This is a genomic window from Mesorhizobium sp. B3-1-8 (assembly GCF_006439495.1).
GTDB lineage: Bacteria > Pseudomonadota > Alphaproteobacteria > Rhizobiales > Rhizobiaceae > Mesorhizobium.
In genome coordinates, this window is sequence record NZ_VFTK01000021.1 from 22051 (window position 1) to 33738 (window position 11688).

At 64.4% G+C, this 11688-nt stretch carries 11 protein-coding genes; 8 read left to right on the top strand and 3 right to left on the bottom strand.

Going from position 1 to position 11688, the window contains the following annotated elements; genetic code table 11:
- Positions 1–123: 123 nt before the first annotated feature.
- Positions 124–1026 carry a GntR family transcriptional regulator gene (locus FJ424_RS19890; protein WP_140644611.1) on the bottom strand — a complete coding sequence of 301 codons (903 nt, stop codon included), beginning with the start codon at positions 1024–1026 and terminating at the stop codon, positions 124–126.
- 470 nt (positions 1027–1496) lie between these two features.
- On the opposite strand from FJ424_RS19890, the gene FJ424_RS19895 reads away from it, so the two are divergent.
- From FJ424_RS19895 to FJ424_RS19915, 5 genes are all read left to right on the top strand, one after another.
- Positions 1497–3002: an altronate dehydratase family protein gene (locus FJ424_RS19895; protein WP_140654441.1), complete on the top strand. Its 1506-nt coding sequence runs from the start codon at positions 1497–1499 to the stop codon at positions 3000–3002.
- Positions 3003–3320: 318 nt separating this feature from the next.
- A complete protein-coding gene (locus tag FJ424_RS19900; RefSeq protein ID WP_140654439.1) occupies positions 3321–4316 on the top strand; it encodes an ABC transporter substrate-binding protein in 996 nt (331 codons plus the stop codon).
- 159 nt (positions 4317–4475) lie between these two features.
- The gene (locus FJ424_RS19905) at positions 4476–6029 is read left to right on the top strand and encodes a sugar ABC transporter ATP-binding protein (protein WP_140654437.1); all 1554 of its coding nucleotides are present in this window, start codon (positions 4476–4478) and stop codon (positions 6027–6029) included.
- Complete coding sequence (locus tag FJ424_RS19910; RefSeq protein ID WP_140644615.1) at positions 6026–6991, top strand: ABC transporter permease; 966 nt, start codon at positions 6026–6028, stop codon at positions 6989–6991. Before FJ424_RS19905 ends, FJ424_RS19910 begins: the two co-directional genes overlap by 4 nt.
- A gap of 70 nt (positions 6992–7061) precedes the next feature.
- The gene (locus FJ424_RS19915; protein WP_140654435.1) at positions 7062–8081 is read left to right on the top strand and encodes a zinc-binding alcohol dehydrogenase family protein; all 1020 of its coding nucleotides are present in this window, start codon (positions 7062–7064) and stop codon (positions 8079–8081) included.
- A 295-nt stretch (positions 8082–8376) separates the two neighbouring features.
- Here FJ424_RS19915 and phnF read toward each other — a convergent pair whose 3' ends face one another.
- Positions 8377–9111 carry a phosphonate metabolism transcriptional regulator PhnF gene (phnF, locus tag FJ424_RS19920; RefSeq protein ID WP_246677310.1) on the bottom strand — a complete coding sequence of 245 codons (735 nt, stop codon included), beginning with the start codon at positions 9109–9111 and terminating at the stop codon, positions 8377–8379.
- 133 nt (positions 9112–9244) lie between these two features.
- Between phnF and phnG the strand changes: the two genes are divergently transcribed.
- From phnG to FJ424_RS19935, 3 genes are read left to right on the top strand one after another with little or no spacing between them, the layout of a single operon-like run.
- A complete protein-coding gene (gene phnG / locus FJ424_RS19925) occupies positions 9245–9706 on the top strand; it encodes a phosphonate C-P lyase system protein PhnG (protein ID WP_140654432.1) in 462 nt (153 codons plus the stop codon).
- Entirely contained in the window at positions 9706–10317 is a 612-nt protein-coding gene (gene phnH, locus FJ424_RS19930) for a phosphonate C-P lyase system protein PhnH (protein ID WP_140654430.1), read from the top strand. Before phnG ends, phnH begins: the two co-directional genes overlap by 1 nt.
- A 1-nt stretch (position 10318) precedes the next feature.
- The gene (locus FJ424_RS19935) at positions 10319–11434 is read left to right on the top strand and encodes a carbon-phosphorus lyase complex subunit PhnI (RefSeq protein WP_140654428.1); all 1116 of its coding nucleotides are present in this window, start codon (positions 10319–10321) and stop codon (positions 11432–11434) included.
- 2 nt (positions 11435–11436) lie between these two features.
- Here the strand turns inward: FJ424_RS19935 and FJ424_RS19940 are convergent, their stop codons facing one another.
- Entirely contained in the window at positions 11437–11631 is a 195-nt protein-coding gene (locus tag FJ424_RS19940; protein ID WP_140654426.1) for a hypothetical protein, read from the bottom strand.
- Positions 11632–11688: the final 57 nt, after the last annotated feature.

Consider the following 11688-nt stretch of genomic DNA (forward strand, 5'->3'; position numbering starts at 1 on the left):
GGCGCGACGCGCTTGTTTTTATGCATTGTCGTTGTCCCAAACCGCTGCGCGCTTCTGGGCGACATGCATTAGGGTCTGTTGAGATTCCAGGTCAGGCCGGCATCACCTGAATATCGACAGACCCTAGGCGGGCTGCGCCTGGCGTCCTTCGGGAATCGAGCTCAGCAGCGTCTGGCGCGCCGACTTCAGGTGCTTGCGGCAGGCGGCATCCACCTTGCCGGGATCGCGCGATTTCAGCGCCGCGATGTAGGCAAGATGCTCCTGGACCGCGACCTCGTTGCGCTGGCGCTCCTCGGCCTTGTTCCACTGATAGTGGTAGTGGAAGATCATCGCGATGACATCGTAGAAGTCGACGATGAAGCGGTTGTGCGACGCGCGGTGGATCAGCCGGTGGAAGCGCTCGTCGAGCTCGGAGAATTCGTTGAAGCGCGTGGCGATCTCGCTGGCGAGCTGGCGATGCTCGACCTCCAGCCGATCGAGATCGGCCCAGACCGCGCTATCCTCTGGCAGCGCGGCGAAAGCCGCCGCCGAACGCAGCTCGAACATCTCGCGGATCTCGGTCAGCTCCAGCGCAAAGGCGCGCGTGAAACCCTTCAGCACCCAATGGCTGTTGCGCCGCTTCTCGATCAGCCCGAAGCGCGAGAAGCGGATCAGGAATTCACGCACGCTGGTGGTGCCGACGCCGATCTCGCGCGCCAGCTCCAGCTCGTTGATCTGCATGCCGGCTTCCGCGCCTTCCGCAAGCAGGCGCCGCATGAAGGAGCGCTCGATGATCTCGGCGAGCGAATCGGTCTCTTCCTCGGGGAAGAAATCCTCCGGCCGCGGCGCCCTGAGCACCGTCTTGTTGCGTTTGTTCCAGGCGATCAGCCCGGTTTCTTCCATGCGCGCAAGAATGCTGCGCACCGTGGTGCGGCTGACGCCGAGCAGCGTGCCGAGTTCCGGTTCCGAGGGCAGGCTCTTGGTCTCGTCGAGCAGCCTGAGGCAGCGGTTGAAGGCGTCCTTGTAGACATTGTTGCTCTTCGACATGCCCCGTATCCCCCAACGCTTGCCGCGGCCTGCCGGAAGCGCGATATGATCGGTGTTCCTAGAGCAGTTCAGCGTTTCCCGGAATCGCCGAACTGCTCTAAATCCTTGTTTCTGCGCAATTCCGGACGGAAAACCGCTACGCATTTTTCCTAGAACTGCTCTAGAGCATGATGCCGAAAAGTGTGAAGCGGTTTTCGGGCGACATCATGCTCTATCTCTTTGATTTAGAGCCGGATTCAGATTTCAGATCAAACGGACCTGAAACCATCCGGCTCTAGCGCAAGCCTCCGAAAAGCGGAACGTTTTTCGCCGGCTTGCCAAACGGGTGGCGCGGGCGTCCACAAGACGCGCGCTACCTAGGGTGAGAAAACAATTGACGCAGAATTGTTTTTTCCCGATAAAAGACATTACCTTTAAACGGGCGCAAGTCAATCCGCCCGCATTCCCAGGATCACCCAGGACAGCCGCACGTGACCATTGCAAACACCATCCTTCTCTCGCCCTCCGATAATGTCGCCGTCGCCAACGGACGCATCGAAATCGGAACACCATTGCCGGGCGGCGCCGCCGCGACCGCCGTGATCGAGCCTGGCCACAAGGTGGCGATCAAGTCGATCGCTGCGGGCGAAGCGGTGGTGAAATACGCGCAGGCGATCGGCCGCGCCACGCAAGCCATCGCGGCAGGCGAGCATGTCCACTCGCACAATCTGGTCTTCGAGAGCGGCCGCTTGCCGGTGGTGCCGCCGAGCGAGGCCGAACACGCCACCGAGGCCGACCGCAAGCGCACCTTCATGGGCTACCGCCGCGCCGACGGGCGAGCCGGCACGCGCAACTTCATCGGCATCATCGCCAGCGTCAATTGCTCGTCGACCGTCTGCCACGCCATCGCCGACGAGGCCAATCGCACGCTTCTGCCGAAATATCCCGGCATCGACGGCTTCGTGCCGATCGTCCACGGCCAGGGCTGCGGCATGAGCGCCACCGGCGACGGCATGATGGTCCTGCACCGCACCCTCGCCGGCTATGCGCGCCACCCGAATTTCGGCGGCATCCTGATGGTGGGGCTGGGCTGCGAGGTCAACCAGCTCACGCTTTACGGCCAGAAGGGCGTGGCCGCCGGAAAGCGCCATTTCAACATCCAGGAAGCCGGCGGTTCGCGTAAATCGGTCGAGAGGGCGATGGGCGTGCTGGCTGAGATCGCCGATGAGGTCGGCCACTTGCAGCGCGAGCCGATCCCGGTCTCGGAGATCGTCGTCGGCCTGCAATGCGGCGGCTCGGACGGCATGTCCGGCATCACGGCAAATCCAGCGCTGGGCGCCGCCGTCGATATCCTGGCCGGTTGCGGCGGCATCGGCATCCTGTCGGAGACGACCGAAATCTACGGCGCCGAGCATCTGCTTGCCTATCGCGCCGCCTCGCCCGAGATCGCCGCCAAGCTCGACGGCTATGTGAAATGGTGGGAGGACCATACCGCCAAGCACGGCGCCTCGATCGACAACAACCCCTCGCCCGGCAACAAGCGCGGCGGCTTGACCACGATCCTCGAGAAATCTCTGGGCGCCGTCGCCAAGGGCGGCCAGACGCCGCTCAACGGCGTCTTCGGCTATGCCGAGAAGGTTTCGGGCAGCGGCCTGGTGTTCATGGACACGCCCGGCTACGACCCGGTCTCGGCCACCGGCCAGGTCGCGGGCGGCGCCAATGTCATCGTCTTCACCACCGGCCGCGGCTCCTGCTTCGGCTGCCGCCCGACCCCGTCGATCAAGGTCGCCACCAACTCGACCATGTATCACCAGATGGAAGAGGACATGGACGTCAATTGCGGCGTCATCGCCTCGGGCGAGAAGACAATCGCCGGCATGGGCCGCGAGCTCTTCGAGATGATCATCGAGACGGCGTCCGGCCGCAAGACCAAGAGCGAGGCGTTCGGCTACGGCGACAACGAGTTCGTGCCCTGGCATCTCGGCGCGACGCTTTAAGGAAGCGCTGCCAGCAAGGAAGTCGGCCTTCACAATCGCGCGACCTCACGATGGAATGAATATTCCACATTGACAGTACCATGAAATTATCGTTCCATATCCACAAGGAGGAACGGAAGCGCCCATGTGCTGCCAGGGAGGGGCCGGACAAAGCTCATCCGGCATCACATAAACGGCACCAGACACCGCTTGCATCGACCATGGCGATGCATTATCAAAAAAAGGCATCTGTTTTTTATTGATAAAGTTCTGTTCGGGCCGCGCCTATCCGGATGGAGCTTCCGCAACCTTCACCAGGCGACTTTAGGGAGGAACCTAATGAAATTCGTGACCAGCCTTCTCAACCGCCGTGCTTTCGTGGCCTTGGCCGCCGCGTCGATGCTTGCCGGCGCAATGCATTCCGCGCCCGCCTCGGCGGCCGACGTGACCATTCCGATCATCGTCAAGGATACCACCTCCTTCTACTGGCAGATCGTGCTGGCCGGTGCGCGCAAGGCCGGCAAGGACCTCGGCATCAACGTGCCGGAGCTCGGCGCCCAGGCTGAAACCGACGTCAACGGCCAGGTCTCGATCCTCGAGAACGCCGTCGCCAGCAATCCGGCGGCAATCGTGATCGCCCCGACCGAATTCAAGGCGCTTGGCAAGCCGATCGATGAAGCGGCCTCCAAGGTCAAGGTCATCGGCATCGACTCGGGCGCCGACTCCAAGGCCTTCACCTCCTTCCTGACCACCGACAACGTCCAGGGCGGCCGCGTCGCCGCGGACGGCCTCGCCGCCGCCATCGCCGCCGCCAATGGCGGCAAGATCGAGGGCGACGTCGCGCTGATCACCAACGCCCCCGGCGCCGGCTCGCTCGAACAGCGCAAGCAGGGCTTCACCGAACAGCTGAAGGCAAAATATCCGGGCCTGAAGCTGGTCGCCGACAAATACGCCGACGGCCAGGCCACCACCGGCCTCAACATCGCTACCGACCTGATAACCGCCAATCCGAACCTCAAGGGCATCTTCGCGTCCAACCTGATAATGGCGCAGGGCGTCGGTCAGGCTGTCGCCGAGAACAACCTTGGCGGCAAGCTGGCGTTGGTCGGCTTCGACAGCGACGAGAAGCTGATCAAGTTCCTCAATGACGGCGTCATTTCCGCGCTGGTCGTCCAGGATCCGTACCGGATGGGCTATGACGGCATCAAGACCGCTTTGGCCGCTTCCAAGGGCGAGAAGGTCGAGGCCAATGTCGACACCGGCGCCAATCTGGTGACCAAGGCCAACATGAAGGATCCCAAGATCAACGCGCTGCTCAACCCGAAGCTCAACTGAGCAACGTCGCTTGCAGTCGTTTCCGGGGCCTCGGCGCCCCGGAAACAGCCGTCACAGCGGCTTGGCAATTCGCCGGCTTGCTTTAGGCTCAGTCCTCAAGATGCGCGCCAGACGCATCGCTGTGTATCCAACGGTTAGGATCAATCTGGGAGGATTGTCATGACGTCGACGGCGCAGGACCTGCACCCCGCCCCCACGCTGGCGCCGGGCCGGACGATCCTCGAGCTCCACGGCCTGGAGAAGCGCTATCCCGGCACGCATGCGCTGAAGCCCGTGCATCTCGCGTTCAAGGCGGGCGAGATCCACGCCATCGTCGGCGAGAATGGCGCCGGCAAGTCGACCCTCATAAAGCTTCTCACCGGCGTCATGCCGCGCACCTCGGGCGATGTCATCTGGGAAGGCAAACCGGCAGCCCTGGCGACCCCGCATGAGGCGATGGCGCTCGGCATCAACGCCGTGCACCAGGAGGTCGTGCTTTGCCGTCACCTGACGGTCGCCGCCAACATGTTCCTTGGCGAAGAGGATTCGCGCTTCGGCATCCTCCAGCAGCGCGCCATGGTCAGGGAAGCGCAGAAGATCATCGACGATCTCGGCTTCGACCTGCCGGCGCATGTCGTGCTCGGCGACCTCACCATTGGTCAGCAGCAATTGATCGCCGCCGCCCGCGCCACCGTGCGTGGCACCAAATTCCTGATCTTCGACGAACCCACCGCCTACCTCACCCGCAAGGAAGCCGACCAGTTGTTCACGCTGATCCGACGGCTGAAGGGCGAAGGCGTCACCATCATCTACATCAGCCATCGCATGGAGGAAGTGTTCGAGCTCGCCGACCGCGTCTCGGTGCTGCGCGACGGCACGCTGGTCGGTACCCGCAACATCGCCGAGACCAACGACGCCGAACTGGTCAAGATGATGATCAATCGCTCGATTGAGCAGGTTTACCACAAGGAGCATTTCACGCCGGGCGCGACCATCGTCGAAGCACGGAACCTGTCCGGCAAGGGCTTCGAGAATATCTCGATGACCGTACGCGCCGGCGAGATCGTCGGCCTCTACGGCCTGATCGGCGCCGGCCGCAGCGAGTTCGTCACCACGCTGTACGGCCGCCACAGGAAGTCGGCCGGCCAGATCCTGTGGGAGGGCAAGGAGGTCCAGGTCAATTCCGAGCACGACGCGATCCGGCTCGGCATGGCGCTGGCGCCGGAAAGCCGCCGCGATCAGGGCCTCTGCCTCAATTTGCCGGTCGGCATGAACCTCAACCTGCCGATCTACAAACGCATCTCCAGCAATTTTTTGATTTCCGGCGCAAAGGAGAAGGCCGAGGCCGATCGCCAGATCGCCGGCCTCAGGATCAAGACGCCGACGCGCGGCGCGCTAGCCTCCAGCCTGTCGGGCGGCAATCAGCAGAAGATCGTCATCGGCAAATGGCTGGCGCACGGCGCCAAGCTGTTCATCTTCGACGAGCCGACCGTCGGTGTCGATGTCGGCACCAAGGCCGAGATCTACCGCCTGTTCGGCGAGCTGCTGTCCAAGGGCGCGGGCATCATCCTGATCTCGTCCTACCTGCCTGAGGTCTACGAGCTGGCCGACACGCTGCATGTGTTCCGGCGCGGCAAGCTGGTCGCCACGCATGGCTTCCGCACCGCCGATCACGAGGACATTCTCACCCAGGCGCTCGCCGAGAAACAAGAGAAATTGGGAGGACAGACATGAGCACCGAGGCGATCTCCGCCGAAAAGCCGAAGCGCAACTACAACGTCCTGTTCGGCCTGACGCTGCTGGCGCTGCTGGTGCTGCTCTGGATCGTCCTGTCGGTGGCGACGCCGAGCTTCGCTTCGGGCAACAACATCGCCAATCTGCTGCGCCAGGGTTCCATGATCGCCATCATGGCGGTCGGCCAGACCTTCGTCATCATCACCGGCGGCATCGACCTTTCCGTTGGCGCCGTGGTCGGCTTCGGCACGGTGGTCGTCGCCATGCTGATCAACGCCGGCGTCCCGATCTGGCTGGCCATTCTGGCCACCTTGCTGGTCGGTGTCGCCATCGGCATGTTTCATGGCTTCGGCATCGTCAGGATGGGCCTGCCGCCCTTCATCATCACGCTGGCGACGCTGACCTCGCTGCGCGGCATCGGCCTGCTGATGACCAACGGCAATTCGATCAACATCAACAGCGACAGCTTCACCGCCTTCTCCAGAAATTCCTTTATCGGCATTCCCAATCTGTTCTGGATGGTGATCCTGGTCGGCGTGCCCGCCTACATCTTCCTGCACCACAGCCGCTGGGGCCGCTACCTCTTCTCCGTCGGCTCCAATGCCGAGGCCTCGCGCCTGTCCGGCGTCAACGTCCAGCGCACCATCTACATGGCCTACACGCTGTCCGGCCTGTGCGCGGCCTTCGTCGGCGTGCTGCTTGCCGCCCGCATCGGCATCGGCAATCCGACCCAGGCCGAAGGCTGGGAACTGCAGGCGATCGCCTCTTCCGTCATCGGCGGCACCTCGCTGTTCGGGGCGGTCGGCTCGGTGCACGGACCGCTGCTTGGCGCCTTCATCCTCGCCACCATCAACAACGGCGCCAATCTGCTCAACGTCAATTCGTTCTGGCAGCGCATCATCACCGGCGTGCTGATCATCGTCATCGTCTACTTCGACGGCCTGCGCCGTCGCGGCAAATGAATCCTCCCTGACTTCCGCCGGCCTCGTACGTACGAGGCCGGCGTTCTTTTTTGAATATTGGATTTGCGAAATGAAAGCCGTTGTCTGCCGCTCACCCGGCGAGCTTGTCCTCGAAGACCGCGCCGACCCTGGCGCGCCCCCGCCCGGTTGGGCGCGGGTTGCCGTCAGCCATGTCGGCATCTGCGGCACCGACTACCACATCTTCGAAGGCAAGCACCCGTTTCTGGCCTATCCGCGCATCATGGGCCATGAGGTCTCTGGCACCATCGTCGAGAAGGGCGAAGGCGTCGATCTCGCCGTCGGCGAGCCGGTCGTCATCAACCCCTATCTTTCATGTGGCAAATGCATCGCCTGCCGGCACGGCAAACCGAATTGCTGCGTGAAGATCGAAGTGCTCGGCGTCCACCGCGACGGCGCCATGTGCGACGAGATCCTGGTGCCGGTTGAGAACCTCTACCCGGCAAACGGCCTGTCGCTGGCCGACGCCGCGGCGGTGGAATTCTTGGCCATCGGCGCGCATGCGGTGCGCCGTTCGCTCGGGCCTCCCGGCGCGCGCACGCTGGTCATCGGCGCCGGGCCGATCGGTCTCGGCACGGCGATCTTCGCGCGCATCGCCGGGCTGGATGTCAGCTTGCTCGACATGAGCGCCGAACGTCTCGGCTTCGCCGAAAAGGAACTCGGCTTTACCCCGCTGGACGGCTCGAAGGCGACGGCTACCGAACTGGTCCGGCAAGCAACCTTCGGCGAGGGTTTCGACCTCGTATTCGACGCGACGGGCAACACGCCCTCGGTGCAGTCCGCCTTCGCCCATGTCGCGCATGGCGGCACGCTGGTGCTGGTCAGCGTCGTCAAGGACGACATCGCCTTCTCCGATCCCGAATTCCACAAGCGCGAGATGACGCTGATCGGCAGCCGCAATGCGCTGAAGGCCGATTTCGACCATGTTGCGGCCTCGATCCGCAACGGCGCCGTGCCGCTGAACAAGCTCGTCACCCATCGAACCACGCTTGCCAGGACGCCGCGCGATCTGGCGCGATGGACGCATGAGAAATCAGGGCTGATCAAGGCGGTCATCGAGGTCGGATCATAAACGGCAGCCGGTGAACCTGACCCGAATTGACGCCGCCGCGTAGGTCGACCCCCGCTCCGTCGAGCTTCGCTCGACACCTCTCCCCCGATCGACGGGGGAAGAGGAAAGGTGCGAGCTTATGCCGGCTGGCTCCCTTCCTCTCCCTCCGGAGGGGGGAGAGGTGGCGCCGCGAAGCGGCGACGGAGTGGGGGAAGGCGCTCCTCAAACGCGAAGACTCTGACAATTAAGCGGCCGAGCTGGGCTGACATCAGCGTGAGGCAGATCAATCACGGGTCTGAGACAAGGCCAGCATCTCCTACGACGCCGAGAGCCTCAGCTCCACCCGCTCCGCCGGAAAGCGCGACTCCGCGAACTGGATCGGCTGGCCATCGAGCGTGACGTTCACTGCGACGGTGACCAGCACGATGGCGCCGGGCTGCAAATCGAGTGCTGCAAGGTCGTCGGCGTCGGCGTGCCGCGCTGACAGCACTGTCGAGTGGCGCAGATAATCGTGGATGCCGAAACGCTTGAGCGAGGCAGTGATCGACCCCGTTTCCGCCATAGCGGCCTCGATGCCGGCGAAGCGCTTGGCGTCGAACCAGGCCGTCGCGCGCGACACCGGATGACCGTCGGCCTCGCCGCGCGTCTCAAGGCGGATAACGGCAGCACCCTTGGCGAGACCCAGCGCCTCGGCGATGCGCCGGCTGGCCGGCTCCGTCGATGACGACAACAGCGCGATATGCCGCTCGCTCGTCTGCCCTTGCAGTCCGGTCGAGAAGCGCGTGCGCGCGCCGATCGGATAGGACAGCCGTTTGCGCGACAAGACGAAGGTGCCGCGTCCCTGCTCGGCCTTCAGCACGCCTTCCTGCACAAGTGCGGCAATGGCGCTGCGCACTGTGTGGCGGTTGACGCCGTAACGTTCCGCCAGCGCGACTTCGGGCGGCAGCGCCGCGTTCTCCGCGAAATCGCCATTGGCGATCGCCTGCAGGATCCGATCGGCGATCTGCCGCCACAGCGACACGCCGTTACGCCTTTCGATACTAGCCGCCAGTCCAGTCACCCATCGCCCCCAAGCATTTTCCCGGGTTGTCATCCACCCGTCATGGACTCCCGTTACGAGATGAGTATAATTTGTATAGTTGTCTATATCAATAGACAAATTTATGCATGTGAGGAGCGATGCCATGCGAGGACAGGAAGCGCGCGAGCAGGCCGGGCGGAAGGCCTTGATGGCGACGCTGGCGCATGCCGCGGCCGATGAGATTGCCCGTCTGTGGAACGAAGCGGGCCTGCCGTCCGAGGCAGAGCTTTTGCGCGGCCCGGAGACCGGATTGGTGACGGTGCGCGGGCGGATCGGCGGCGGCGGCGCGCCGTTCAATGTCGGCGAGGCGACGGTCACCCGCGCCACAGTGCGGCTGCCGTCCGGCAAGGTCGGCCACTCCTATGCGCTCGGCCGCGACAAGGGCAAGGCAAAGCTCGCGGCGATCGCCGACGCGCTCTGGCAGGACCCGGCGCATCGCGAGGCGGTCGAGACGAAGCTGGTCGCGCCCTTGCGCGCGGCGCTCGATGCGGCGCGCGAGATGCGGCGCGTCGAGACGGCGGCAACGAAAGTGGATTTCTTCACCATGGTGCGCGGAGAGGACTGATGGACATCGCCACGCAATCGATCGACGGCGGCTTCGCCGAGCCGGTTTTCGACGCGCAGACCGTCTTCCGCGCCATCATGGACGCGATGGCGCGCCCCGGCACCGTCCAGGACCTGCCGCAACTCGCCCGCCCGCCAGCGCCATTGTCGGCGACGGCAGGCGCGGTCGCGCTGGCGCTCTGCGACAACGACACGCCAGTCTGGCTCGATCCGCCGCTGCAGGCGGACGCCTCGGTCAAGGCATGGCTCGGCTTTCACACCGGCGCGCCTTTGGCCAACACGCCCGCCGACGCGCATTTCGCCCTGATCGCCAATCCGAAAGAGATGGCGGCGCTCGACGGTTTTGCGCAGGGCACGCAAGAATATCCCGATCGCTCGACGACGCTGATCCTCCTGGTCGATGATCTCGCTTCGGGCCCGTCGCTGCTGCTCGACGGTCCTGGGATCGAAAAGACGTCGATGATCGCGCCTCCGGGCATGCCGCGCCATTTCGTCGAGCAGTGGAAGCAAAACAACCAGCGTTTCCCGCGCGGCGTCGACATCATCCTGGCGGCGCCCGGCAGCCTCGCCTGCCTGCCGCGCACCACCCGCATCAAGTCGATGGAGGCATGACATGTATGTCGCGGTGAAAGGCGGCGAGGCCGCAATTGCCAACGCCCATCGGCTGCTGGCCGACCGCCGCCGCGGTGACCGCTCGGTGCCGGCGCTGCGCCTCGACCAGATCGTCGAGCAGCTGGCGCTCGGCGTCGACCGCGTGATGAGCGAAGGCTCGCTCTACGATCGCGAGCTTGCCGCACTCGCCGTCGTCCAGGCGCGCGGCGATATGATCGAGGCGATCTTCCTGGTGCGCGCCTATCGCACCACGCTGCCGCGCTTCGGCTACACCAACCCCGTCGATACCGGCACGATGCACCTCGAGCGGCGCGTGTCGGCAACCTACAAGGACCTGCCCGGCGGCCAGGTGCTTGGTCCGACTTTCGACTACACCCACCGCCTGCTCGATCCCGAGCTTGCCGCCGGCGCCGAGGTCGAGACGCCGGCGCAGCGTCCGGTCGGGCCAGAGGCCATGCCGCGCGTTTCGGCGATCCTCGCCCATGAAGGCCTGATCGAGGCCGATGGCGACATGCCGCTTGACCACGTGCCTGGCGATATCACGCGCGAGCCGCTGCAATTCCCGATGGCGCGCGACATCCGCTTGCAGGCGCTGTCACGGGGCGACGAGGGTTTTCTCCTGGCGCTCGGCTATTCGACGCAGCGCGGCTACGCCCGCAACCATCCCTTCGTGGGCGAGGTGCGCATCGGCGAGGTCGAGCTTGAACTCGACGTGCCGGAACTGCCCTTCGCCGTGCCGCTCGGCTCCATCCGCGTCACCGAATGCCAGATGGTCAACCAGTTCAAGGGCTCGGCCAAGGCGCCGCCGCAGTTCACCCGCGGCTACGGCCTGGTCTTCGGCCAGAGCGAGCGCAAGGCGATGGCCATGGCGCTGTGCGACCGGGCGCTGCGCGCGAGCGAGCTTGGCGAGGACGTCGTCGCCGCCGCGCAGGACGAGGAATTCGTCATCTCACATTCCGACAATGTCCAGGCCACAGGCTTCGTCGAGCACCTGAAGCTGCCGCATTATGTCGACTTCCAGGCCGAGCTCGGCCTGGTTCGCCGCATGCGCGCCGAATACGAGGCGCGGGAAAACGAGGACAAGGCCGCCGAGGAAAAGCGGGAGGCGGCGGAATGAGTTCAGTGCCCGCTACCGGAATGTCCGCCGCCATCGAACGAGCCGCCGCCCGAGCCGTAGCCACTGGCGCCGGCAACGGTCTCGCCGTGCGGGGGCTCCTTTGGCGCGGGGAGAAACATCTTCCGAAGCGCAAAAGCCGCAACGCCGGCGAAGACCAGCAACAGCACGCCAAGATGCATCCAACCGGTAGAGTCCATGTGGATCTGCTTCCGCGTCTTGAGCGTCAAATCCATAGCACGAAGCGGATGTGATCG